Annotated in this window: 21 protein-coding genes; 17 read left to right on the plus strand and 4 right to left on the minus strand. The window is 64.9% G+C overall.

All coding sequences use genetic code 11. The features are described from left to right. The first annotated feature begins 1 nt into the window (after position 1). Together A3E1_RS0111975 and A3E1_RS0111980 are read left to right on the plus strand one after the other, a co-directional pair. Positions 2-1,168 carry an AAA family ATPase gene (locus tag A3E1_RS0111975; RefSeq protein ID WP_020521009.1) on the plus strand — a complete coding sequence of 389 codons (1,167 nt, stop codon included), beginning with the start codon at positions 2-4 and terminating at the stop codon, positions 1,166-1,168. Between the two features lie 137 nt (positions 1,169-1,305). After that, a complete protein-coding gene (locus A3E1_RS0111980) occupies positions 1,306-2,796 on the plus strand; it encodes a hypothetical protein (RefSeq protein ID WP_020521010.1) in 1,491 nt (496 codons plus the stop codon). 495 nt (positions 2,797-3,291) lie between these two features. On the opposite strand, the gene A3E1_RS39970 is transcribed toward A3E1_RS0111980, so the two are convergent. Next, positions 3,292-4,482 carry a HEAT repeat domain-containing protein gene (locus tag A3E1_RS39970; protein WP_157631464.1) on the minus strand — a complete coding sequence of 397 codons (1,191 nt, stop codon included), beginning with the start codon at positions 4,480-4,482 and terminating at the stop codon, positions 3,292-3,294. Positions 4,483-4,605: 123 nt separating this feature from the next. Between A3E1_RS39970 and A3E1_RS0111990 the strand changes: the two genes are divergently transcribed. The 13 genes from A3E1_RS0111990 to A3E1_RS0112050 are packed head-to-tail and all read left to right on the plus strand — an operon-like array spanning position 4,606 to position 18,571. After that, positions 4,606-5,634, plus strand: coding sequence for a LacI family DNA-binding transcriptional regulator (locus tag A3E1_RS0111990; RefSeq protein WP_051104993.1), 1,029 nt, complete (start codon positions 4,606-4,608; stop codon positions 5,632-5,634). Continuing rightward, on the plus strand, positions 5,631-6,509 hold the full coding sequence (locus A3E1_RS0111995; RefSeq protein ID WP_020521012.1) for a carbohydrate ABC transporter permease: 879 nt from the start codon (positions 5,631-5,633) through the stop codon (positions 6,507-6,509). Before A3E1_RS0111990 ends, A3E1_RS0111995 begins: the two co-directional genes overlap by 4 nt. Next, positions 6,506-7,324: a carbohydrate ABC transporter permease gene (locus A3E1_RS0112000; protein ID WP_020521013.1), complete on the plus strand. Its 819-nt coding sequence runs from the start codon at positions 6,506-6,508 to the stop codon at positions 7,322-7,324. Before A3E1_RS0111995 ends, A3E1_RS0112000 begins: the two co-directional genes overlap by 4 nt. Positions 7,325-7,376: 52 nt before the next feature. Beyond that, positions 7,377-8,657 carry an ABC transporter substrate-binding protein gene (locus A3E1_RS0112005; protein WP_020521014.1) on the plus strand — a complete coding sequence of 427 codons (1,281 nt, stop codon included), beginning with the start codon at positions 7,377-7,379 and terminating at the stop codon, positions 8,655-8,657. Then, positions 8,657-9,787: an ADP-ribosylglycohydrolase family protein gene (locus A3E1_RS39975; RefSeq protein WP_020521015.1), complete on the plus strand. Its 1,131-nt coding sequence runs from the start codon at positions 8,657-8,659 to the stop codon at positions 9,785-9,787. The genes A3E1_RS0112005 and A3E1_RS39975 overlap by 1 nt, the downstream gene beginning before the upstream one ends. A gap of 8 nt (positions 9,788-9,795) precedes the next feature. Further along, positions 9,796-11,085, plus strand: a complete 1,290-nt coding sequence (locus A3E1_RS0112015; RefSeq protein WP_020521016.1) for an ADP-ribosylglycohydrolase family protein — start codon at positions 9,796-9,798, stop codon at positions 11,083-11,085. Further along, positions 11,082-11,966 (plus strand): ribokinase, encoded by an 885-nt coding sequence (locus A3E1_RS0112020; protein ID WP_020521017.1) that lies wholly within the window; start codon positions 11,082-11,084, stop codon positions 11,964-11,966. Before A3E1_RS0112015 ends, A3E1_RS0112020 begins: the two co-directional genes overlap by 4 nt. 8 nt (positions 11,967-11,974) lie before the next feature. Continuing rightward, positions 11,975-13,891 carry an SUMF1/EgtB/PvdO family nonheme iron enzyme gene (locus A3E1_RS49115; protein ID WP_407637356.1) on the plus strand — a complete coding sequence of 639 codons (1,917 nt, stop codon included), beginning with the start codon at positions 11,975-11,977 and terminating at the stop codon, positions 13,889-13,891. Positions 13,892-13,900: 9 nt separating this feature from the next. Then, positions 13,901-15,910: an alpha/beta hydrolase-fold protein gene (locus A3E1_RS0112030; protein WP_020521019.1), complete on the plus strand. Its 2,010-nt coding sequence runs from the start codon at positions 13,901-13,903 to the stop codon at positions 15,908-15,910. Next, positions 15,907-17,094, plus strand: coding sequence for a CaiB/BaiF CoA transferase family protein (locus A3E1_RS0112035; RefSeq protein WP_020521020.1), 1,188 nt, complete (start codon positions 15,907-15,909; stop codon positions 17,092-17,094). The genes A3E1_RS0112030 and A3E1_RS0112035 overlap by 4 nt, the downstream gene beginning before the upstream one ends. Beyond that, positions 17,094-17,930 (plus strand): HpcH/HpaI aldolase/citrate lyase family protein, encoded by an 837-nt coding sequence (locus tag A3E1_RS0112040; RefSeq protein ID WP_020521021.1) that lies wholly within the window; start codon positions 17,094-17,096, stop codon positions 17,928-17,930. Before A3E1_RS0112035 ends, A3E1_RS0112040 begins: the two co-directional genes overlap by 1 nt. A gap of 7 nt (positions 17,931-17,937) precedes the next feature. Then, a complete protein-coding gene (locus tag A3E1_RS47060; RefSeq protein ID WP_020521022.1) occupies positions 17,938-18,096 on the plus strand; it encodes a hypothetical protein in 159 nt (52 codons plus the stop codon). 28 nt (positions 18,097-18,124) lie between these two features. Next, a complete protein-coding gene (locus A3E1_RS0112050) occupies positions 18,125-18,571 on the plus strand; it encodes a Dps family protein (protein WP_020521023.1) in 447 nt (148 codons plus the stop codon). Positions 18,572-18,584: 13 nt separating this feature from the next. On the opposite strand, the gene A3E1_RS0112055 is transcribed toward A3E1_RS0112050, so the two are convergent. Beyond that, entirely contained in the window at positions 18,585-18,833 is a 249-nt protein-coding gene (locus tag A3E1_RS0112055) for a hypothetical protein (protein ID WP_020521024.1), read from the minus strand. A gap of 46 nt (positions 18,834-18,879) precedes the next feature. Here A3E1_RS0112055 and A3E1_RS0112060 point away from each other — a divergent pair, with 46 nt between their 5' ends. Next, the gene (locus tag A3E1_RS0112060; protein WP_020521025.1) at positions 18,880-19,635 is read left to right on the plus strand and encodes an arylamine N-acetyltransferase family protein; all 756 of its coding nucleotides are present in this window, start codon (positions 18,880-18,882) and stop codon (positions 19,633-19,635) included. On the opposite strand, the gene A3E1_RS0112065 is transcribed toward A3E1_RS0112060, so the two are convergent. Beyond that, entirely contained in the window at positions 19,616-22,045 is a 2,430-nt protein-coding gene (locus A3E1_RS0112065) for a polysaccharide lyase family 8 super-sandwich domain-containing protein (protein WP_051104977.1), read from the minus strand. The two genes, A3E1_RS0112060 and A3E1_RS0112065, sit on opposite strands and share 20 nt — an antisense overlap. A gap of 94 nt (positions 22,046-22,139) precedes the next feature. Here A3E1_RS0112065 and A3E1_RS39980 point away from each other — a divergent pair, with 94 nt between their 5' ends. Continuing rightward, a complete protein-coding gene (locus tag A3E1_RS39980; RefSeq protein WP_020521027.1) occupies positions 22,140-23,648 on the plus strand; it encodes a golvesin C-terminal-like domain-containing protein in 1,509 nt (502 codons plus the stop codon). Here A3E1_RS39980 and A3E1_RS0112075 read toward each other — a convergent pair. Continuing rightward, on the minus strand, positions 23,645-24,019 hold the full coding sequence (locus tag A3E1_RS0112075) for an SRPBCC family protein (protein WP_157631465.1): 375 nt from the start codon (positions 24,017-24,019) through the stop codon (positions 23,645-23,647). The genes A3E1_RS39980 and A3E1_RS0112075 overlap by 4 nt on opposite strands. Positions 24,020-24,063: the final 44 nt, after the last annotated feature.

A 24,063-nucleotide genomic window follows, 5' to 3' on the forward strand; every position in this document is an offset into this window, starting at 1 on the left:
CGTGCTGCACACGCTCGCTGTCGAGAACTACCGGTCACTGCGCCGGCTCGTGCTGCCGTTGCGCCGCCTTAACGTGATCACAGGAGCCAACGGCAGCGGAAAGTCCAATCTCTACCGTGCGTTGCGGTTGCTGGCTAACTTCGCCAACAATGGCGCGGTGTCCGCCCTGGCACACGAAGGCGGGCTGCCCTCGACCATGTGGGCCGGCCCGCAGCACGTCACTAAGGCCATGAAGCAAGGCAAACAGGCCGTTCAGGGGACGGTGCGCACCGGGCCGGTGAGCCTGAAACTGGGGTTCGCCGGGGATGACTTTGGCTATGCGGCTGACCTTGGCTTACCAGTACCAGCTGACACGGCTTTTGGTCTTGATCCTGAGATCAAAGTGGAGTGTTTGTGGGCGGGGCCGGTGCTCAGGACATCCGGCATCATCGCGTCTCGTGGCGGGCCAACGGCCAAGGTGCGTGACGCTGATGGACGCTGGCACACGATCCGCGAAGCGCTGCGTCCCTTTGACAGCATGCTCAGTGAACTCGCCGATCCCGTGCGCGCGCCCGAACTCATGCGCATGCGAGAGCGCATCCGCTCCTGGCGGTTCTATGACCACCTGCGCACCGACGCCTTCGCCCCCGCACGCGCCGCCCAGATCGGCACGCGGACTCCGGTTCTGAGTCACGACGGAGCCGACCTTGCCGCCGCTCTGCAAACGATCGCCGAGATCGGCGACGCCGCCGCGTTAGAGGAAGCCATCGATCTGGCCTTCGAGGGCAGCCGCTTATCGGTGCGCAACGACAACGGGCGCTTTGAACTCCTGTTACGCCAGCCCGGCATGTTACGTCCACTGACCGCCGCCGAGCTGTCCGACGGAACGTTGCGCTATCTGCTGTGGGTGGCTGCGTTGCTGACTCCAAGACCGCCGGAGTTGCTGGTGCTAAACGAACCCGAGACCAGTCTGCACCCAGACCTGTTGCCCGCCTTGGGCAAACTGATCGGCTCAGCCGCCCGCAACGCTCAGCTCATCGTTGTCACCCACGCCTCAGCACTGGCCGACGTGCTGGAGAAGCAGCCCGTGGACGTTCAGATGACCCAGCTCGTCAAGGAACTAGGCGAGACAACCGTTGAGGGACAAGGAAGACTCGATTCTCCCTTGTGGTACTGGCCGGACCGTTAACCTAAGTTTGTGCTAAGTGGGGGAGCGGAAACTGGAGCCGTAGACATAGGCGGCTGACAATCGGTGCCATGGCCCGAAATTTGTTTATGAACCGTCCTAAGCAGAGACGGGGGGTCGCGGCCTGTCTAGCACTTGCCGTGACCGCAGCGCTGATGGCGGCCTGTAAGGGGCGGGCGACCGCGCCGACTGACATCACCGCCACGACGGCGATCCTGCACGCGCAGACGGAATGTGTCGCCGACACCATGAACAACCCGTGCACCGGCTGGTTCCAGTATTGGGCTGACGGCAGCACGACTGTCCTCACCACGCCAAAAGTCACCGTCAACGCCAGCACCGGCGGGATGATTGACTTCAAGCAAACGGTAACCGGGCTGACACCGGACACGTTCTACCGGTACCAGTTCTGCGGTTACGGTGACACCAATGTCGCCCAGCCGGGCTTGTGTGTGGGCTCCTTCGGCGGAGTCGTGACGCAGCCGGGCACTCAGCCCGCCGCCTCGGATTACAGTGCCACGCAGAACTTCCGCACGGCCTCGGCCAGCACGGGCGGGACCGTCGACATTGGACGTGTTCTGTCTGGCGCGGACACGACGGCCAAGCCGATTGGCCGCGATGGCGGGCACAGCATCGCCTACTCGCCGAACCAGTCGCTGTGGCTGTTCGGTGACACCGTGCAGCGCAACGGCCCGGCGTTCCTGGCGCTGGGCACGGCCGCGGCAGGGCCCTTCGTTCCCGGGGTCGCGCCAACCACCCTGAACGAACTGCCCCGTCCACCGGCCGCTCCCATGCCTGGGCTCACCTCACCGGCAAATTTCTTCCCGACGGTGACCGGGCTCGTGACGCCAGACGATCCACCGGTCGCGTGCGGCAGCTCCGGCAGCGACAGTTATGCCGCCGCTTGGGAATCGGGCGGCGCCCGCATCCCGGGCACCAACCGCGTGCTTCTGTTCTGGGCGGAGATCTGTGTCGCCATTGGAGATGGCCGCGGCTGGCCGGTGCAACGCTGGCGCATGGCCGAATACGACCCGGCGACGAACCGGTTCCTTCGGTTCTTCACACCCTTCGTCTCCAACCCGATGTCGGCCGGGCTGCCGCCCGAGCTGACGATGTCCAACCCCGTGTTCGGTAACGACGGCTACCTTTATCTGTTTGGCAGCAAGCAGAACCCGGACACCGTCTTCGTCGCACGAGTCAGCGCCGACCCCGCGATGTGGGGCAACGCGGCAAACTATCGTTGGTGGGGCCGTCCTGGTGGCGCCGCCGCACAGTGGACAACCGACTACGCCTCGGTGACGTCGGTGGTCACGGGTATCCAGCCGTGGAGCATTCACGTCGCGGATTTCAGTGGCGTGGGCGGCGGCAAGAAGCTCGCCATGATGGTCAAGGACAGTTTCTTCGACAGCCCGCATTTCCGGCTCTACACAGCTGATTCGCCGCTCGGGCCGTGGACCGCGGGACCGGCCGGACGGGTTCCGGACCACTGCCAGGGTGGCGGCTTCGGCTGCTACGCGTTTGTCGGGCATCCAGAGCTCAGCTCAGCAACGTCCTATGTGTACTCGTGGTACTCACCTGGCGATCGTCAACCCGACGGCGGCCACGTCCGCCTCGGCACCATCCGCTGGTAAGTCCTTGCGCCCCTTCACCCACTGCGGCGCCACGGCGCTGCAGTGGGCGAAGGGGCGTGCCCCGCCTTACATGGGTGCGGAAAACGCGTACGCTCGCTGCCCGCGTATAGGGGGACTTACATCGGATGGGGATTGCGCGCGGAGCTGCTGGTCAGGACTCTGCACTAGTGCACACGGGCAACAGCGGCGAACGCCCAATGCGGCTGAGCTGGAAGCGGGCAAGGCCGTCACCTGGCGGTGTTGCCCGCTTCCGCTGGTGCAGACTCCTGACCTGTGCGAATGACTAAGCCAACGGATCGGATGTTAGCCCGCGTGTATGCGGGCAGAAACCATACGCACTCTGCGACTACCTACCGGCCATGGCGTCACCGCATGAGGCCGGCGGCAGTGGACCACGCGTAGGGGGCGGCAGGGTGACCCCACGTGGGCGGCGGCCGTTGACCCGCAGGCGCTGGCGGCGATGGCGCAACCTGGGGGCGGTTGTGATGGAGAACGTCAGGTGGTCGTGAAAGATTGCATGGCTTCGCGGGAGTTGGGCAGAGAGTAGGCGCTCATCATCATGCTGAAGTTGCCGAAGGTGGAACCGTTGTAGAGCCACGCGTTCGGGCATTCGGCTAGGCGGCTGGTGAACTGCCGCTGGCGGGAGTCCAAGGCGGAGAACGGGGTGCCGGGAGCGATGGCGCCGTTGGGGAACGCGAGCTGGAGGGCGGCTGCCGTGACGGGGAGTGAGGCGGTGCCGGACATGGAGCCGAAGCGGGCCAGCATGGCGGCGAAGGCGGCATCCGCGTTGGCGGGACCTGTTTGCACCGCAGCCATCGCGGCGTAGCCAGACAGATCGCCGTTGAGGAAAGGGATGCGCTCGTCAGCGGCGTCGGGGCTGGCCGTCCAGTGGAGGAGTTCGGTCACGGCGAGAGGGGGAGTGGTGTCGCGGTGCGTTTGGGCGAGTGCGACCGCGGCGCCCCAGCGGGTCAGTGGTTGCGCGTCGGTGAGGAACGCCTCACTGATGTCACTGCCGAGAAGACCAAGAGCGGCAACGGAAGTGGCCGACAAGACCGGGTCGCTGGCCGTGGCGGCGGAGAGCACCGGGATGCTGTCCGCTGCTTCTTCGGGGAACCAAGCCAGGGCGTAGGCGGCACGGGTCGCCACGGCGAGGTCTGGATCGGACAGAAGGGTCCGCAGGAACGCAACGCCGGCCTTCACCGCGTCGTAAGCGGCGACGGCGATATAAGCGAAGTAGCGGTTCTGGTCCTCATCGGACAGTTCCTCAAGGAACGCATACTCCTCTACTTCTTCGTCTTCTTCCAAGTCGTCAGGCGCGTAGTCGTGTGACTGCGCGACCAGTTCCGCACCACCGGCCGACTCTTCGCGATGTGCGGCGATCGGCAGCGGGAACGGCAGCCACTGCTCGTCATAGCCGATCGCGATTGAGGTGAGAAGACCCAGGATGTCCGCCCGGTTCGGTGCGGCCGGATTGCCAAGCAGCTCAAGCAAAAACGGGACGGCGTAAGCCGTGGCCTCATAACGCGTGCCCTGGTGGAAGATGTTGCCGTAGAGGTCGTATAGGGCTTTGCCGCGCAGGCCGGCGTCATCGGACGCGAGTGCCCGCAACTGGCCTGGCACATCGTCGGCGGTGCCGTAGGCGTGACCAAGGCGAGCCCAGTCGATTGAGTCGAGTCCCTCAAGCATGCCGGCCATCGTCGCACAGGCGGGGTGCAAGGAAACAAGTCCGTAACAAGCTCTTGACGCCGTGGACCTTACGGGTGCAGACTCCCGTAAACGTTTACAAGATGAGAAGCGGAGGTGCGGATCGTGGATCGTAAACGTTTACAACCTGCGGATGGACGGCCGACAGTGCACACGGTCGCCGCGCTCGCTGGAGTTTCGATCGCGTCCGCATCGCGGGTCCTCAATGGACTCGGAGCCAGCCCCGAAACGGTCCGTAAAGTGCGGGCCGCGGCGGCAGAGGTGGGGTATGTCCCGAATGCAATCGCACGCTCGCTGCAATCCCAGCGCACCGACCTAATCGCCTTCGCGGTTGAGGACATCGGCAACCCGGTTTACGTCGAAATGATGCGTGCCATCGAGGCAGTGGTGGCCGAGTCGGGCCGTCAGCTGGTCGTGCACGCGACCGGGGGAAATGTGGCTTCAGAGACGGCTTTGCTGCGCCGTCTGGCACACCGGTATGTCGACGGGATGATTATCTCGCCGATCCGTGTCACCGACGCCCACGTCGCGGCGATCTCAGATAGCCCCGCGCCCGTTGTCGTCATTGGACAGTTGCCAGACGCGGTTCCCGTGGACAACGTGCGCACAGACTCACGCACCGGTGTCGCGATGGCCGTCGAACACCTTGCGGCACAAGGGCGCAAGCGCATCGGCCTGATCAACGGCCCGCTCGACACCGTTCCGGGCGCCGCTCGTGACGCTGGATTCCGGGCCGCCCTGGCCGCGCATGGCATGACGATTGACGAGGATTTGATTGAGATAGGCGAGTTTCAGTACGCCGCCGGCCGTGCCGCCGCCGAAAGAATGCTGTCCCGGACCGTGCCTGACGCCCTGTTCTGCGCTAACGACCTGATCGCGGTTGGGGCCTTGCACGCTCTCCTGGTCGCGGGACTGCGCGTGCCACAAGACGTCGCCCTCGTGGGCATGGACGACACCGAGTTGGGGCGGATGTCGTTCCCGCAGATCTCCAGTGTGTCGCTGGGTTCGGCGGCCCGCGGGGGCATGGCGGCCAGGCTGCTGCTGGAGCGCATCAAGGACCCTGCCCTGCCTGCCCGCCGGGAACAAGTCGCACCGCATCTGGTGATCCGGGCGTCAAGCGAGGTGGCGCGGTGAAGCGGTCCGATCGCGCGACTATCTACTTCCTGCTGCTGCCGTCGCTGATGCCGATCGTGCTGCTGTCGCTGTTTCCCTTGCTGCGCGGCATGTACCTCGGGTTCACCGACGCCAGGGCGGGCCGCAACGTTGACGTGACGTTCACGGGACTGGCCAACTATCAGGAGCTGTTGCAGGACGATCTGTTCTGGAGCGCGTTCAAGGTCGGCCTGATCTGGGCGTTCGGCGTGACCGTGCTGCAGTTCTTCGCCTCTCTTGGCCTGGCGCTGTTGCTCAACCAGCCGTTGCGGTTCCGTGGCCTGGCCCGGGTGCTGGCACTGGTCCCGTGGGCGATGCCGCCCGTCGTGGTAGGCATCCTGTGGCGGCTCGTGTATCACCCCGACGCCGGACTGCTCAACGAAGTGCTCTATCGCGTGGGGGCAGACGGCTTGCGTACCAACTGGTTGGGTGATTTCTCGACCGCACTGCCCGCGGTGATTCTGGTCGGAGTCTGGGCGGGCATGCCACAGACGACCGTCGTGCTCTTGGCTGGATTGCAAGGCGTGCCAAAGGAGCTGCACGAAGCCGCCGAGACTGACGGCGCCAGCCCGTGGCAACGGTTCCGCAACGTCACGCTGCCCTCGCTCATGCCGGTCATCGTGGCGATCACGTCGCTGGACTTCATCTGGAACTTCAACTCCTTCGGCCTTGTCTACGTGCTCACGCAAGGCGGTCCGGGCGGAAAGACCATGCTGCCCATGCTCTTCGCCTATGAGGAGGCGTTCCGTTACGGCAACTACGGTTACGCGGCCGCTCTGGGCAACGTGATGGTGCTGATCATCGTGGCACTCCTGGCTATCTACTTGCGGCGCCGGCTCCGGGAGGCGAACCAGTGAAACGTTTCCTGCAATATGTGGCGCTCACGGCGTACCTCATCTTCCTGGGTTTTCCCTTGGTTTGGATGTTGTCGACGTCGTTCAAGCCACCTCGTGAACTCGTCCAGTTGCATCCGTCGCTGATCCCGGATGCGCCCACCGTGAACAACTACGTGCAGGCGTTCACGGAGCAGGAGCTCGGCAGGGCCGCGTTCAACAGCCTTCAGGTCTCGCTCGCGTCGGCGTTGCTGACGGTGCTCGTGGCCCTGCCAGCTTCCTACGCCCTGGCCCGGTTCAAAACGAGACTCGGCACGCTCGCGCTGGGCTGGGTGCTGCTGTCCCAGCTGTTCCCGTTCGTGCTGCTGATCATTCCGATCTTCCTCATCCTGCGGGAGGTTCAGCTCGCCAACACGCACACCGGGCTGATCCTGATCTACGTCGTGTGGGCCTTGCCGTTCGCGCTGTGGATGCTGCAGGGATTCGTTCGCAACATCCCACGGGAGCTGGAGGAAGCCGCGTCGGTTGACGGGGCGACTCGCCTGCAAGTGTTGCGGAAGGTGGTCTTCCCGTTGCTCGCACCAGGGGTGGTGGCCACCGCACTGTTCGCCTTCATCTCGGCGTGGAATGAATTCTTCTTCGCCCTCGTGCTCCTCAAGAGCCCTGATCTCGCGACGTTGCCAGTGACCCTGGCCAGGTTCGTCGGGATCGAGGGCACAGCCCGGCTCGGTCCGCTGGCGGCGGGTTCCCTGCTCGCCACCATCCCCAGCCTGCTGTTCTTCGCCTTCATGCAACGCCGGCTTTCCTCAGGATCCCTAGCCGGAGCAGTAAAAGGCTGACGGCGTCTCTCACACGCCGTCAGCCAGTTCCCTTCAACAAGGAGGTTCAATTATGTTCCGTCGACTCGCTGCCGTCACGGCGGCGGCCGTCGTCGGTTTAGGCGTCCTCGCCGGGTGCAGCGGAAGCGACCCTGGCGATGACACCACCGGCCCCGTCAAGCTGCGCTTTCTTTCCCTTGCGTGGCAGAAGGAATCGCTCCAGGCCAACAAGGATCTGGTGGCGAAGTGGAACGCCGAAAACCCCAACATTCAGATTGAATATGTTCAGGGAGACTGGAACTCCGTTCACGACCAGCTGCTGACCTCGTTCGAAGGCGGCGACGCCCCCGACATCTTCCAGTACGAGTCGGCCGCTATCGGCGAGTTCAGCAAGCAGGGCTACCTGGCCGACCTGTCGAGCCTGATGTCCAGTGAACTCAAAGGCCAGATCAGCCCCGGCATCTGGGACACCGTGACCTTCGATAACAAGGTCGCCGGAATTCCGTTCCTGCTGGAGTCACAGGTCATCATCGCCAACAAGAAGCTGCTGGACGCGGCGGGCGTCGCTGTTCCCCCGGCGACGGGCGGCTGGACCTGGGACGAGTTCCAGGCCAACGCGCAGAAACTGACCGCTGGCGAGAACTACGGCGTGGCGTGGGCACTCAAGTCGCCGACGAACCGCGTCATGAACCTGTCGCTGAACTTCGACGGCAAGTTCTTCTACAACGAGGGCGGCAAAAACGTCGTGAAGATCGGCGACGCCGAAACCGCTGTCCCGAAGCGGATTCACGACATGCTCTACACGGCCAAGTCGGCCTCGCCCGCGGCACTGGGAATGTCCGGAGCGGACAGTCTGCCGGGCTTCTTCGCCGGAAAGTACGCGATGCTCCCCGGATCGGTGTCGTTGCGTCAGCAGATGGTCGAGCAGGCTCCCGCCGGGTTCGAGTGGGTCACCATCCCGCCGCTGAAGGGGGTTTCGTCGAACCACGCCGCCAACCCGCAGACACTGTCCATTTCGGAGGACTCGAAGGCCAAGAAGCAGGCCATGCAATTCCTTGAGTACTTCCTCAACCCGGCCAACATGGCCACGCTGGCCAAGGGCGACTGGCTCGTGCCCACGGGCACCAAGGCCAACGAGGAACTCGTCAAGCTCACCCAGGGCAAGCAGGGCTGGGATGTGGCCGCCGACAGTGCCAAGGACCTGACCGTCTCGGCGTTCCAGAAGGTTCCCGGCTACCCGGAGTGGAAGACGAAATACGCCACCCCGGCGCTGCAGCAGTACTTCGCGAACAAAATCACGCTCGATCAGCTGAAAACCCAGCTGACCGACGGAGGCAAGGCGGTGTTGAAGTAATGAGCACCCTGCTCGACAGGTCGGTGGGCTGCCTCGTTGGCGCCGCGGTGGGCGATGCCCTCGGCGGTGCCACCGAGACGGCGTTGCCTGAAGAGATCCGCGCCCGGTACGGCGGATGGGTAGAGGGCATCGTGGCCCCGTTCTATGAGAACTGGGCGACGGGCCGTCCACTCGCGCCGTATCACAAAGGCGACGGGCATATCACCGACGACACCCTGCTCACCCACGCCCTCGTGCGGGTGTATGCGCGCAAGCGCGATCACCTCGACGCGTTCGACGTGGATGCGCTGCTGGTGCCAGATCTGGTCGAGCAGGTGGTCTACATTCCGGACATGGAACGCGAGGCGGTGGCCTTTCACCGCCTCGCGGCCGCGGAACGCTGGCTGATCACGCGGCTTCGGCACGCTCACGCCGATCCGCGTGAGGCCGGCGTGGGCAACATCTGCAACTGCGGTGCGGCGATGTACATGGCTCCGGTGGGTGTGGTGAACGCGGGCGATCCGGCCGGGGCCTATGCCGAGGCGGCCGACATCGCCGGCGCACATCAGCACAGCTTTGGGCGCGAAGCGGCCGCTGTTTTCGCGGCCGCGGTGGCGGCGGCGATGTCGCCGGGCGCCACGGTCGAAGACGTCGTGGACGCTTGCCTTTCGCTGGCCAAAGACGGGACGTATCAGGCGATCGCGGCGGTGCGGCAGGCAGCTATGAAAACGGGTGACTGGCGTTCGGCGATCGTGCCGTTGCGTCAGGCGATCGCGCCGTTTGACACCGTCGGGGAGGACTACCGCAATCCGGGACTGGGAGCACGACGGCCCAGCCGGCTGCACTCCATCGAAGAGCTGCCCGTTGCCCTGGGCATGCTGCTGGTGTCCAAAGGCGACTACCGAGGCTCCGTCCTGGGCGCGGTCAATTACGGCCGGGACGCCGACTCAACCGCGACCATGGCGGGAGCCATCGCTGGCGCGCTAGGTGGAGAGGTCCCCTCCGCCTGGGCCGAGTCGGTGTCCCGTGCTTCGCAGACCGATCTCGCCTCGCCGGGCCGGGTGCTAGCTGAAGTGGCAGCCGAGGTCTTCGACCGGGACCAGACGCGGTTTGCTCTGCGCTCGCAACGGTTTCTGGCGCTGCGGGGGTGAGATTCTAGATGCGCTTGACGTGGGTGCAGCCCGAAGACTTGTTGCCGCACGAGCTTGCGGCCTGCCGGGACGAGGGCCGTGACGTGTCCGAGGTGCAGCGGCGCTGGGTGTCTGCCGGAGGCTCAGTCGTTGCTCCCGTGTCCGGCGCGTCGGGCGTGGCGGCTGATCCGTTGCTCCGTGCGCTAGCCGTCGAACTGCTGGACGAGCTCGACGCGGTGGCGGGACCCGTTCCGGTCATTAATGAAACGCTGCAGGCGACGACGCACGCGGCGGGGCTCGACGTGGAGCGGGTGCACCGGGCGTGGGCCGGGCGGGCTGCTGGGTGCCTGCTCGGTAAGCCCGTGGAAAAGATTCCGCGCCAAGGGATTCGCGAGATTCTGGAGTCGAGCGGGCGTTGGCCGCTCAGTGGGTACTTCACAGCCAACGGTGTGCCCACGGAAGTTCTGCGGCGGTGGCCGTGGAACCGGCGCAGTGCGCCCACGTCACTGGCGGAAAACATTGATGGGATGCCCGAGGACGACGACCTCAACTACGCGTTGCTAGCGTTGCATCTCCTGGAGACTCACGGCCGCGAGTTCACTTCCGCGCACGTCGCGCAGGCGTGGCTCGATCTGCTTCCGGCGGGGCGGGTGTTCACGGCTGAGCGCATCGCGTACCGCAATCTGCTCTTGGGTCTAACGCCACCGCAAACGGCACGGCACCACAACCCGTTCCGGGAGTGGATCGGAGCGCAGATCAGGGCTGACGTTTACGGTTGGGCTAGCCCGGGACAGCCCATTCTTGCCGCCGCGATGGCCGCGCGCGACGCGGCGGTCAGTCATGTGGGCGATGGCATCCACGGGGCGAGATGGGTGGCGGCCATGACCGCGACGGCTGTCGTCGCGTCCACCGTGGACGAAGTGCTCGACGCCGGGGAAGCGGTGCTTCCACAGGACTCCCGGCTCGGGGCGGCCGTCCGCAAAGCGCGGCGGCTCACGGGCGACTGGGAATCGCGCGTGGACGAGATCTACCGTGAACACGGGCATTTGCATTGGGTGCACGTGCGCAACAACGCCTCGCTCGTGGCCGCAGCCTTGGCATATGGGCGGGGCGACTTTAGCGCGTCCATCACGGCTGTCGTCAGCGGCGGCTGGGACACGGACTCCAACGGGGCTACCGTCGGCTCCATCGTTGGCGCACTGAGCGGTTCGATCGCTCCACAGTGGACAGATCCGTTGAAAGACACGTTACGCAGCAGCATCTCCGGATTCGACGGCGTGACGTTCTCCGAACTAGCAGCGCGGGTGGCAGCAGTATGACCAAGGTCGCCGTCGTCGGCAGCGTGAACATGGATCTGGTCGTGAGCACGGTCGCCCTGCCCAAGCCGGGGGAAACCGTGCTGGGCGAGTCTTTCGTGACCATCCCGGGTGGCAAAGGCGCCAACCAGGCGATCGCGGTGGCACTCGCTGGCGGGCGGTGCACGTTCATCGGGGCCGTGGGCACCGACACGTTTGGACCCACGTTGCGTGGCAACCTTGAGTCGTCTGGCGTTGGTATCTCGAGGCTGCGCACGGTGCCCGGACCGTCAGGCGTGGCGCTCATCGCCGTCGACAAAGCCGGTGAGAACAGCATTGTCGTGGCCCCAGGCGCCAACGCGACCGTGACGAAACTGGAAGTCCAGGACCGGCTCACGATTGAAGAGGCCGACTCGCTGTTGTGCCAGCTGGAGATTCCGCTTCCCGCCGTCGCCCAAGCCGCCGCCGCCGCGAAATCAGCGGGCACGTTCGTGGTGCTTAACGCGGCTCCAGCGCGGCAACTGCCCGCCGAACTGCTCGGCGCGGTGGATCTGCTCATCGTGAACCAGACGGAAGCCGCTGCCATTGGCGGACCGCTGGCGACAGTCCAGGATCTGCTGCGGCTCGTGCCCAGGGTGGTGCTGACGCTCGGGGCGGCCGGTGCCGAATACGCCTCGCGGGATGGGGAATTCCTGACGGTTCCGGCGCCACGGGTGACTGCCGTGGACACGACCGCGGCGGGAGACGCCTTCACCGGCGCGCTCACCGTCGCGTTAGGACAGGGCCGTCCGGTGGAAACCGCGCTGCGCTGGGCGTGCGCGGCCGGGGCGGTGTGCGCGACAAAACGGGGAGCCGTGCTGCCAACCGCAGCGGAGATCGATCAGCTATTCGAGGCCAGCTCATGAACCCGTACGTGCCCAGACCCATCGACCTGCCGACCTCGCTGCCGCTCGTGCCGGGAGCCGATCTGTCGGCGATAGACGAAGCGAAGATCTTTGCCGGCCCGGATGACTTGAGGCTGCTGCCCTTGTGGCGCGAGCAGCTTGGCCGGTGGCGTGCCGAAGCCCGGGACCGGATCGCCTACGACGGCAGCCACTACGACGAGGTAGATGGCGATTGCTTCACCATCAGCCTGGCGTGGCTGTGGGACGAGACGCTCTATGACCACGATCGCGGTGTCTTCACCGTTGACACGTTTGTCGACGCGGCCGAGCGTGACTTCGGCGGCATCGATGGCGTGGTGCTCTGGCACGCCTATCCCGTCATCGGGATCGACGACCGGAACCAGTTTGACTTCTACCGCGATATTTCCGAGCTTTCGGCTGTGGTGCAAGCGTTTCAAGCTCGTGGTGTGCGTGTGTTCCTGGACTACAACCCGTGGGACACGGGAACCCGCCGGGAGACCGCGACCGACGCCGAACTCATGGCCGAACTCGCACGGGAATATGGCGTTGACGGCATCTTCCTCGACACTCTCAAGGAAGGCGCTGGAGAACTGCGCCGTGAACTCGACGCCGTGCGTCCCGGAATCGTGCTCGAAGGCGAGTCGCGGGTGCCGCTCGTCCGCATTGGCGATCACGCGATGTCGTGGGCACAGTGGTTCGCCGACTCGGAAGTGCCAGGTGTCTTGCGGGCCAAGTGGTTTGAACGCCGGCACATGCTGCACCACACGCGCCGCTGGCACCGGGATCATCTTGAGGAGCTTCAGTCAGCCTGGCTCAACGGCTGCGGAGTGCTCCTCTGGGAAAGTGTGTTTGGCGTCTGGGTCGGCTGGAGCGAACGCGATCGTAATGTCCTCAAAGCGATGCGCAGGGTGCAGAAGCGCTATCCAGAATGGCTGCGTTCCGAGGACTGGACGCCCTTAGCGTCGGCCGCCAACGGCGTTTACAGCTCGCGGTGGGTCCACAACGGGCAGCCACTGTGGACAGTCGTGAACCGCGGAGATACGTATGACGGCCCGTGGCTGATCACTGAGGAACTTGAGGGCTGCCACTGGTTCGATCCCGCCAGCGGGATTCCGCTCACGGTCACGCCTATTGGCGGCGGGCTCATCGAGATTGGCGGCCTCCTGCCGCCGGGCGGGATCGCGGCGGTGTTCGCCTCACCCGTGCCAGAGGAAGTTTCCCGCCTGAGCGAGGGCGATCCGTCGTTCCCGGCGCGGTGCGCCGAGCGGGTTCCCGTCGCACGAGCTTTCGTGCCTAACGTGCCGCTGGGGATGGTTGCCGTCGATGGTGGCCGATATGAGCTCACGGTGCGCTATCGCCAGCGGGAGACCGGGCTTTACGGCGAGACGCCGTATGTCAACGAGTGGAAGCCGTTGCCGCCACGCTTGCACCACCTGGCGACCGTGGCGCGCAGTGTCCACTTGGGACGGTTCGCCATCGCGACGCACGAGGTGAGCAACGCCGAGTTCCGAGCTTTTCTAAACGCCACCTCCTATCGGCCTGCGAGGGAGGAACGTTTCCTGGCCGGCCACGGTCTCGATGACGCTCCGGTGACGCACATCGACCTCGACGACGCTCGTGCTTACGCGCGGTGGGCCGGGTTGCGGCTGCCGACGGAAGACGAATGGCAAGTCGCCGCTGCCGCAGGGCTTTTGGAACGCCGCGGCCCCGCCGTGTGGAACTTTACCGAAAGCGAGCACACGGACGGGCGTACCCGCTTTTGTGTGCTCAAGGGCGGAGCCGCCTTCCAGGCCGCTGGCTCCGACTGGTATTTCGACGGCGGACTTCGCTCAGCCAGTGTCTCGGCGAAGCTGCTGCTCCTCGGCGCGGGCATGACCCGTTCCGCCTCCATCGGCTTCCGTTGCGCGGCCGACTTACCCCACTGAGGTGTGTCCATGAAACGCACGCTGACGTCCCTCGCGTTAGCTCTCACCCTGGTCGCGGTGTCAGCCAGCGCCGCTCCCGCCAACAAGCCCCGCCTAGGCACCTTGCAAACGGCCAGTGCACCGTCAGCGGCGCTCGGGTCAGCTATCGACTACACCGTCTACTTGCCCTACGGCTACACGGCCGGAAACGCCCGCTATCCCGTGCTGTATTTGCTCCACGGCCGTGGCGACACGATGACCGCGTGGGCACAGGTCAAGTCCGAACTCGACGGCCTCATCGAATCCGGTGCCGTGCAACCGGTTATCGCCGTCATGCCGGACGCTTCCTGGAGCAGTCGCGGAAACTATTACGTGGACTCGGCTTACACCGGCGCCGACGATCCGGGCCGTCCCGTCGAGACCGCGTTGACCCGTGACCTGATCGGCCACATCGACGCCACCTACCGCACGGCAGCGCATCGCGGTGCACGCCTTGTCGGCGGCTATTCGATGGGTGGCGCGGGCGCGTTGCGCTATGCCTTGGCGCATCAGGACCTTTTCGCTCACGCGCTCGTGCTCAGCCCCGCTGTCTACACCCCGCAGCCGCCGGATGATTCGTCTGCCCGAGAATTCGGCGCGTACGGCAACGGAACGTCGCGGTTTGACGAATCGGTCTACGAGCGGCTCAACTATCCCGCTCTGTTGTCTGGCTTGAACGAAGAATTGCCGGTCCGCATGTTCATCGCGGTCGGCGACGATGAGTGGGCTGGACCGGAACCAGACCACGACCTCGACTTCGAAGCCGCCAAGCTCTACAACACGATCCGTCGCAGCGAAGCCGTCTCGGCCCAGTTCCGTGTGCTCGATGGCGGACACGAGTGGGCGGTCTGGCGCGCCGGTTTCGTGGACGGGCTCAAACACCTGAGCAAAACCCTGAGCGCCAAGCTTCCCGTTGGCCTGCCAACGCCGTTGTACGGCGGCGCGACTGTCGACCGGGCAGGCGGAGTCGCCGCGCACGCCGACGGAACGATCACCCTCGGGCTGTCCGAAACCGGTGCCACCTCGGGGCTGGACGCTGTCGTGACGAAACTGAGCAACGGGACACCGTTGTGGCGCAAGCAGTTCTCGACACCATCAAACGACCGTCTCTATGGTGTCATCGGGTTGCCTGACGGCGGCGTCATCGCGGCCGGGTACACCCGCGGCAACCTCGACGGCTCGCACCCGGGCAGCCCGGCCGACGACATGTTCGCGGTTCGCTTGTCCGCCTCGGGAGAAACGTTATGGCTACGCCAATTCGGCGACGTGGCCAAGGCGGACCGCATTTACGGCATCGCACCCGCTCCCGATGGCGGCGCCTACCTGACCGGCTACACGAGCGGGACCTTCGCCGGCCCGAGCGCTGGCGACAAAGATGCCGTCCTGATCAGGATTTCCGCCGACGGCGATCCACTGTGGACGAAGCAGTTCGGCGCGGCGACCGAGGACAAGGCCTTCGCCGTAGCCGCGAACGCCAGCGGCGCCTACGTTGTTGGCTCGGCCGGCGGGGGTGGCTGGATCGCCCGCTTCACCGCTTCAGGTTCGCAGGAATGGCTCAAGCAGGACGGGACTTTGCTGGCAGGCGTCGCTATCGATGCCGCGGGGCGCGGGGTCGCGACGGGCGCCGCCGGCGGTGATGTGCTTGCTGTCGCCTACACCTCAGCTGGTACTCCTTCGTGGCGCACGATTCTGCCCAACCCTGGCAACGATGCTGGGGCGGAGGTCATCGCGCTGCCCGGTGGCGACGTGACCGTCGTCGGGTTCACCGATGGCATCTGGACTCTCCCGGCCGGTGGCCGTGATGTCCTCACCGTGCGCTTGGACAGGCGCGGCAATCAGGTGTCGGCCGCACAGTTCGGCTCGGCGCGCGACGATGGCGCTGACGCGTTCAGTGAAGAGAATGTCTACGCGACGCTGGCGGGTGGCCGGATTCTCGTCACGGGACTGACTAACGACGACGTCTTCCTCGCCACCATCGATCCGGCGACGGGACTGCCATGATTCCCGCGCTGAACGGAATCAAGGTAATAGAACTAGCCACGTTGTTCGCCGGCCCGCTGGCCACCGCGTTCCTCGGTGACTTTGGTGCCGACGTGGTGAAAGTCGAACACCCCCGCAAACCCGACCCGTCGCGTGGGCACGGCCCGTCTCGAGACGGAACCGGGCTGTGGTGGAAGGTGCTGGGGCGCAACAAACGCACCATGACCTTGGATCTGTCCGCACCCGACGGTGCCGCCGTGCTCAAGCGGCTCATCGCTGACGCGGATGTCGTCGTGGAGAACTTCCGGCCCGGCACGCTAGAGCGGTGGGGTATCGGGCCGTCGGTTCTGCACGACATCAATCCACGGCTCGTCATCGCGCGGATCACGGGGTTTGGGCAGAAGGGGCCATACTCAGCGCGCCCCGGGTTCGGGACATTGGCGGAAGCCATGAGCGGGTTCGCCGCGGCCACGGGAGAACCTGACGGTCCGCCCACGTTGCCGCCCTTCGGGCTCGCCGACTCGGTGACAGCGCTCGCGACGGCATATGCGGTGAGTCTGGCTCTTTTGGGACGCTCACACAGTACCCGCGGACAGGTTATTGATTTGGCGATCATCGAGCCGATCATGGCGATGCTAGGTCCGCAGATCACCTGGTTTGACCAAGTGGGATATGTGCAGCCGCGCCAAGGGAACCGGTCGGGCAACAACGCTCCCCGCAACACCTACCGTTGCGTGGACGGCAGTTGGGTTGCCGTGTCCACAAGCGCCCTGAGCATCGCCGAGCGGGTGATGACCCTGGTCGGCCGGGCGGATCTGATGACGGAGCCGTGGTTTGCTACCGGATCGGGCCGCGCGGCCCATGCCGATGTGCTCGACGATGCCGTGTCGGCGTGGATCGGCAAGCGCAGCCGGGCCGAGGTCATCGCCGAGTTCGAGAAGGCACAGGCGGCCGTAGCACCGGTTTATGACGTGCGCGATGTGCTGGCCGATCCGCAGTTCGCGGCTCTGGAGACAGCGGTTTCGGTGCCGGACGAGGACTTCGGCTCGGTGCGCATGCAAAACGTCCTGTTCCGGATGTCGGACACACCAGGCCAGATCAAGCACACCGGCCGTGCGCACGGCCAGGACACCGAAGCGGTGCTCGCGGAACTTGGGCTGACCGCTGAGGAGCTGTCTGCCTTGCGGGGCAAGGGCGTGATCTGATGCTGCTCACGTGGCTCTATGTGCCGGGAGACCGCCCGGAGCGGTTCGCCAAGGCACTGTCATCGGGCGCGGACGCGGTCATCATCGACCTTGAGGACGCGGTCGCCTTGTCCCGCAAGGACTACGCGCGGTCGGCCGTCGCGGAGTTCCTGTCCGCGCCACACGAGGTGCCTGTCTTCGTACGTGTCAACGAGTTTGGCAGCCTGGGTTACTTCGCGGATCTTTCAGCTGTCGGGGCATTGCCTGGCACCGCCGGACTCCGTCTGCCCAAAGTGGACAGTCCCGCACAGGTCACCAGAACGGCCGGGCTGACAGCGAAACCGTTGCACTGTCTCATCGAGTCGGCCTTAGGACTAGAAGCCGCTTACACTATAGCGTCAGCGCACGCGTCGGTCGCCGGCATCGGCTTGGGTGAAGCGGACCTGCGGTCGGACCTTGGCGTCACCAGCGAAGCAGGCCTGCTCTATGCGCGCAGCCGGATCGTCGTCGCGGCACGGGCGTCCGGACTCGAACCGCCGATGATGTCCGTCTACTCAAATCTGTCTGATGTGGACGGTCTGCGGGCTAGCTGTGCCGAAGGCCGCGCACTCGGCTTCGTGGGCCGTGCCGCGCTGCACCCTAAACAGCTGCCAGCGATTGTCGAGGGGTTCCGGCCTCACGAAGGAGAAGTGGCAGCGGCTGCCGCGTTGCTGGCCGCGGTGGCAGGAGCCGCCGCTACGGAAACAGGCACCGTGGTGCTCCCCGACGGCCGGTTCGCCGACCGGGCGATGATCGCCGCCGCTGAACGGACCCTGTCGCTGGCACGCAGGTGTACGCCAGGCGAAGGTGGGGAATGAGTCTGGCATGAGCAAAATTGGATCTGAACGGTTCTGGAGCTCGCCCGGCAGCCTCGACGAGACCGATTGGCCCGCCGCCACCGACCCGGACCTCGTGGACCCGGCCGAGAAGGAACAAGAGCAAGCTAAAGACAAAGAAGCCAGCTCGGCCGAAACCGAGGACTGACAGCCCCGCACCTGGGTATGTTGCGGTCATGAGCGATGACAAGAAAGCCGTCGGGGAGGCGCTCCAGACAGCGCTCGCAGACCTCATCAACCTCGGTCTCCAGAGCAAACAAGCGCACTGGAACCTGACCGGCCCACACTTCCGGCCCATACACCTACAGCTTGATGAACTCGTGGACTTGGCCCGCGAGCACGCTGATACGATCGCCGAGCGCGCTGTCGCCATCGGCTTCGCCCCGGACGGCCGTCCGGAAACCGTCGCGCGCGAAGGACAGCCCGACAAGTTCGGCGCCGGCCCCGTCAAGGACACCGCCGTAGTCGCGGGTATCACGGCCCTGCTCGAAGCCGTCAGTCACCGCCTGCGCGAAGGCATCAACGACACGGCCGACCCAGACCCGGTCTCACAGGACCTCCTGATCGCGGCCGCCCACGACCTCGAGAAACAACGCTGGATGTTCGCCGCCCAAATCGGCTAGGCGCAGGGAAGCGTTACATCCACGGGCGGGTGCGGGAGGACCAGCGGCGCATGGCGGGGGAGATCTCGCGCCAGCCGAGGTCCATGGCTTCGAGGTTGGCGTGGGCGGAGGCGATGGCACGAAGGTCGCGTGCTTGCTGCGTGCGGGATTCGAAGCTGGACGTCTCGGTCCAGTCGCACTTCTGGCACTCGGCGACCAAGTAGATCCCGTCCTCGTCTGTTTGCGGTATCAGCAAGACGCGGTGCTCACGGGAATCCCTCATGGCTGCCACGGTAAGGGATATTGTCCAGCGAGGTAGCCTGCAAGGCGTGGACGCGGACAAGTATCTGGAGCGGATCGGGGCCGGAAGGCCAGAAAAAGCGGACCTCGGCGCGTTGCGGGAGTTGCAGTTGAGGCACCTGAAGACGGTGCCGTTTGAGAACCTGAGTATCCACTTGGGCGAGCCGATCGTGCTGGAACAAGAAGCCTTGTACCGCAAAGTGGTTGAGCGCAAGCGTGGCGGATTCTGTTACGAACTCAACGGGCTGTTTGGCGGTCTGCTCACGGAACTCGGGTATCAGGTCACGTATCTCGCGGCGAAGGTCAATGGCGGTCCGTTGTTTGACCATCTCGCCCTGCGCGTCGATCTGGACGAGCCGTGGCTGGTGGATGTCGGGTTTGGACGGTTCAGTCATTACCCGTTACGGCTGGACACGGCTGAGCCGCAAGACGATCCTGCCGGCAAGTTCGTGCTGACACGGACCGCTGACGGTGACGTCGAAGTGACCCTGAACGGTCAGCACGAATATGTCGTGGAGACCCGGCCGCGGCCGATGAGCGACTTCGAGCCGACGTGCTGGTGGCACCAGACGTCACCGAAGTCGCACTTCACCCGGTCGCTGACGTGCTCGCTGCTCACTGACGAAGGCCGGATCACGCTTAGCGGGCACACCTTGATCACGACGACGGACGCTGCGGGCCGCCAGGAGCAGGTGCTCGATGATGAGGGCGTGCTTACTGCGTACCAGCGGATATTTGGCTTTGTTCTGGATCGGCTGCCGGTGGTTAGTGCAGTGTCGCGGTGAAGCTCTTGCCGTAGGCGTGGCGAGTGGCGACGGTGATGAGGGTGCCGCCGGGGATGGGCACTACGCGTACTCCAGGATCGGCCTGCTGAGCACGCATCGGCCTTCCACGCACGACGAGGACGACGGTGTCACGCAGCATGGTCGGATCGGAAACGGCGATCCGGTTGCCGTGCAACAGAACGGAAGCCTGACCGTGGATCCAGAGCCGTCCGGCGTGATGCAAGCCGTCGGTGAAGGTGTTGGCGCCCAGCAGACGCAGCCCATCGTGCTCGATCGCCTGAACGCGGGTTGAGTTCTCCAAAACCCGCAGCCGCCCGTCAGCGTAAGAAGCCAACTGAGCATCAGAAGCGTTGGGCACGAGCGCGTAGGCGAGATGTGAGCCATCGTGAGTCGCCGTGAACACTTTCTTGGTGACGCGGGTGTCTGGATTGGATGTTCGCACGACACGGCGGCTGCGCGTCACTTCGGTTACCGCAGCGGTTGGCAAACTGCCATCGAGCAACAGGTAACCGACGGCAGTGCCCTGAGTGTTGTTGGCGTAACGGATCCAGCCGGGTCCATTGGCGACGGTCACGTCGTCGGCGGGTGCGGCGATACGGCTATCGAGCGTCGTCGTGCCGTTGCTGACGCCAGCGGCCAGCGCGACGATCTCGTCGTCAAGCATGAACCACGACTTGGTGGCCTCGGCGTTGCGGTAGACCACGAAGTCATCCGGCAGCTGCCCGAGTTGCTTGGCCGCGTAGGCGGCGTCGTCGGACTGCACGAGACCGGCCGCGCCATAAGCGCCGAGCGAGACTCCGCCCGAGAATTCGTGTGTACCACGGGGAAAGTAGACGTAAGTGTTCTGCTTCTCCGACGACGAGGTGAAGCCTTGTGCCGGGTTCTCGTACCACAATGTGCCATAGCTCTCGGGCACGGTCAGCCGGGTTTCCGGGGGTGCCGTCACACCAGCCAGGCGGTAGGGCGAAACGGCCGTGTAGTAGTCAACACCGTAGGCCTGGGTCTGATCCTGCCCGGAAAGGTAGAGGTAGAAAGCGCCATCGCCTTGGAACCAGGGCATCAGGTTCTCGCCACTCATGTATTCGTACTTGCTGATCCGGCTGGAACTGCGCGCCAATGCGAAGGCGTAACCCGGGCGGCGATGCACGGTCTTGTCCATGGCGTTGAACGCGACGTGACGTGCGCTGGGGTTCAAGTCAGCGGCGGGGGCGCTGGCGTCAGCGAGGATATCGGCGTACCGGGCGATGCTCACCGGCGACACGAAGCTGGTGGGGTTGAGCGGAGTCTTGGACACCTCACGCACGTGCTTGACGTAACCCTTGAGCGCCAGGGCATCCGGTGCAGTGGCATAGCCGGACAGGTCAACCACGGCTTCGATGATGATGGCGACATCGGCATAGCCGGTGGTGGTGCGCGAAACCGCCCGCCCCTTGACGATTTCCATCATCCAGCCCTCGAAGATGAGAGGGGCGAACCCGTTGACCACCCAGCCCTGGACCACGCCAGGCAAGCTTCCGCCCTGGGCATAGCTAGTGCCATCAAGGAGTTTGATGGACTGCACGACGCGCGTGAGCAGGGCTTTGCCATAGGAACCGGTGTAGGCGACCGAGGAGTGCTGAATGAACGAGCCGTCGGTGTAGTAGCCATCGGTGACCCCGTGCTGCAAGTTATGGGGGTCCACCGTGGCGAAAACGGTGAGCTGATCGGCGATCGCCTTGCTCACGCGCGCGTCGTCGGCCAGGACAGCGCCTTGCAGAATCCGGTTTCCCGTGATGTCAGCCAAGTTGGCACCGGTGTGGAACCGGGAGTCGAGGTCGACGTCGCCGTTCTTGCCGCTGCGCAGATAGGCGTCCATGGACGCGACATAACGAGCAGCCAGACCGTCGGGCAGCAAGTCCTTAAGCAGGACAAGGGTTTTGCTGACCTGAGTCGAGATGCCGATTTCCCAGTTGTGCCAGTTGCCGTAGTAGCCTTTGGACTGATCGCCATAGTAGTTGTGGTGCAACCACAACATACCGTCAATCACTCGTCTTTGGACGGTCGCGTCTTCTTTCAGCGAAGAGCCTGGTGCCTTCGTCGCGAGCGCGATCTCGTAGAGATAGCGAAACGATGTCGTCAGGTTGGGATCGTTGGTGCCCAGTGGCACCCCGTTGAAGAGCTCGCCCGGCCGCGCGGAATCCATGGCGGACAGCCAATTTCGCGCATTCGTCTCGAGAGCTAGCAGCTTGGCGGCGACTTCGGGCCGGGCGTTGGACGTGGGCGTCCCGGCGAACATCGCCACCATGTTCGCGAGGAGGACCGCGTGATCGGTGGCGCTGGCTTGCGACGTGTTCGCGCGCGCACGCAGCGGCTGAGCCAAGGCGAGGAGGGCGGCAGCAGGGACGATGGACAGCACAGCACGTCTCTTCACGCGCCAGACACTACCGGTTTCGTAAATTGTTGCCAAGGATGCATCTCTGATTGACAATAATTTACGTCGTCCTATCTCGACCTCCGGAGACGTCATGAGACGAGTCGCCCCGGTCTTTGTGCTGGCCATTCTTGTCGCGTTCACCGGCGCCCCGCCAGCGTCGGCTGACGTCGGTGCGCTGGCCGTCACACCGATCGCGCCCGGTCTGACGCTGACGAACACGTCTGGCAGCGGTCCTAATCAAATCAACATTCTCACCGCCAATCTGGCTGAGCCCACGTTGAAGCCGAAATACCTGAACCCGGGAACCGTTGGGGCCACAGCGACCCTGACCACGATGGCCAACCGGGTCGGCGCGGTCGCGGCCGTCAACGGCGACTTCTTCGATATCGGCGTGACGGGTGCCCCACGGGGCGTTGGCATCGACAACAGCGCGCTCCTGCACGGACCGTCTTCCGGCTGGAACAACGTGGCCGCGTTCTATCCCGGTCGAGGCGGCCTGGCCACGATCTTCCTCGACGCTTCGGTGACCTTGCCCAGTGGCACCAGCCTCACCGCGACCAACCTCAATTCACCGAACATCACCGCCAACGGCATTGGTGTCTACAACGAGTTGTGGGGTGACGAGGCGCGCAGCCAGGCTGTTGACGGCGCGGCCCGAGTTCGCGAAATTGAAGTCACCGCTGGCCGGGTGAGCAAGGTCAGCACCAGTGCGGGTGGCAAGGTCGCGGCGGGAACCGTTGCGGTGCTTGGTGTTGACGCCGGCGCGGATGCGCTGGCAGGTCTTGCCGTAGGCAACACGGTGACAGTCAGCTATGCGCCGCGCGGCGGAGACGGAGCCGCAACGGCGGCGATCGGCGGAAACCTCGTGCTCGTCAAGGATGGCGTGGTCACGACCGTGTCGCACCCTAAGAACCCGCGCACCGCCGTCGGTTTCTCCGCTGACGGGCTGAAGATGTGGATGGTTGTCGTGGACGGCCGGTCAACCGCGAGCGTGGGTATGACCTATGTTGAGCTGGCCAACTACATGAAGTCGCTTGGCGCCGACGACGCCATCAACCTCGACGGTGGCGGCTCGAGCACTTTGGTGGCTCGCATGCCGGGCGCGACTTCCGTGTCCGTGCGCAACACGCCGTCGGATGGGACACAACGCTTGATTCCCAACGGGATCGGCTTCGTGTCGACGGCGCAGCCGTGGAGCACGACCATCGACAACACGACGGCCGGCCGCTTCACGGCCAGCGCGAACTGGGGCACGTCGTCGTTCTCGTCGCAGCGCTTTGGCACCGACTATCGTTTCGCCAACCCTGTCGCTGCTAGCGATCCAGCTTGGTACAAGGCGAATGTGCCGGCGACGGGCAGCTATGAGGTGTCGGTCTGGTATCCCGCTAACGCTGGCTATAACGACTCCACGCCGTACATAGTCGTCACCACCACAGGCAATCAGACGGTACGCGTCAATCAGCGCACGAACGGCGGGAGATGGGTTTCCCTGGGCGTGTTCACGCTTGCCGCTGGCGACAGCGACAAAGTGGGCGTCAGCCGCTGGACGTCAGGCACGGGCTACGTCATCGCTGACGCGGTGCGGATAACGCGCGTTTAGCCAGGCTGGAAACGTTCCGCTATAAGGTCCTTGATGCTCTCGTGCGCTTCAGCGATGAAGCGCTCGAGTTCAAGGGCGTCGCAGCGGTGCGTCGTCACCGTGATGTCAGCACGGGCGCCAGACCCCTCCGCGACGACGAGCACCTCGACCTGCCACGGGCCGTCACGCCCGTCGACGCTGAGGTAAGTCTGGTCGCCTGGCTGCTCCATTAGGCGTACCCGGATGGTGCCTGGTCCTTGATCGTCCAACTTCAGTGGCCGGGGCAGCCATCTGGTGACCTGCTCCGGCTCGGTGAGCGTGGCGTACACCAGTTCGGGTACCACGCCATAGGACTGTGCGTAGGGCAGCGTCATTTCCCTGGCCTCCGGCATGGTGGACGCATACCCCGGCCCAAGCGTGTCTAATCCGCCGCAAA

It is taken from the genome of Catelliglobosispora koreensis DSM 44566 (genome assembly GCF_000379685.1).
Classification (GTDB): Bacteria; Actinomycetota; Actinomycetes; order Mycobacteriales; family Micromonosporaceae; genus Catelliglobosispora; species Catelliglobosispora koreensis.

What these genes read in the sequence shown, in the direction of transcription:
- A3E1_RS0112055 (WP_020521024.1), bottom strand. Translation starts at nt 18,833, where the DNA reads ATGAGGGATTCCCGTGAGCACCGCGTCTTGCTGATACCGCAAACAGAC.
- A3E1_RS39970 (WP_157631464.1), bottom strand. Translation starts at nt 4,482, where the DNA reads ATGCTTGAGGGACTCGACTCAATCGACTGGGCTCGCCTTGGTCACGCC.
- A3E1_RS0112020 (WP_020521017.1), top strand. Translation starts at nt 11,082, where the DNA reads ATGACCAAGGTCGCCGTCGTCGGCAGCGTGAACATGGATCTGGTCGTG.
- A3E1_RS0112075 (WP_157631465.1), bottom strand. Translation starts at nt 24,019, where the DNA reads ATGCCGGAGGCCAGGGAAATGACGCTGCCCTACGCACAGTCCTATGGC.
- A3E1_RS0112015 (WP_020521016.1), top strand. Translation starts at nt 9,796, where the DNA reads ATGCGCTTGACGTGGGTGCAGCCCGAAGACTTGTTGCCGCACGAGCTT.
- A3E1_RS0112005 (WP_020521014.1), top strand. Translation starts at nt 7,377, where the DNA reads ATGTTCCGTCGACTCGCTGCCGTCACGGCGGCGGCCGTCGTCGGTTTA.
- A3E1_RS47060 (WP_020521022.1), top strand. Translation starts at nt 17,938, where the DNA reads ATGAGCAAAATTGGATCTGAACGGTTCTGGAGCTCGCCCGGCAGCCTC.
- A3E1_RS39980 (WP_020521027.1), top strand. Translation starts at nt 22,140, where the DNA reads ATGAGACGAGTCGCCCCGGTCTTTGTGCTGGCCATTCTTGTCGCGTTC.
- A3E1_RS0112035 (WP_020521020.1), top strand. Translation starts at nt 15,907, where the DNA reads ATGATTCCCGCGCTGAACGGAATCAAGGTAATAGAACTAGCCACGTTG.
- A3E1_RS0112040 (WP_020521021.1), top strand. Translation starts at nt 17,094, where the DNA reads ATGCTGCTCACGTGGCTCTATGTGCCGGGAGACCGCCCGGAGCGGTTC.
- A3E1_RS0112030 (WP_020521019.1), top strand. Translation starts at nt 13,901, where the DNA reads ATGAAACGCACGCTGACGTCCCTCGCGTTAGCTCTCACCCTGGTCGCG.
- A3E1_RS39975 (WP_020521015.1), top strand. Translation starts at nt 8,657, where the DNA reads ATGAGCACCCTGCTCGACAGGTCGGTGGGCTGCCTCGTTGGCGCCGCG.
- A3E1_RS0112050 (WP_020521023.1), top strand. Translation starts at nt 18,125, where the DNA reads ATGAGCGATGACAAGAAAGCCGTCGGGGAGGCGCTCCAGACAGCGCTC.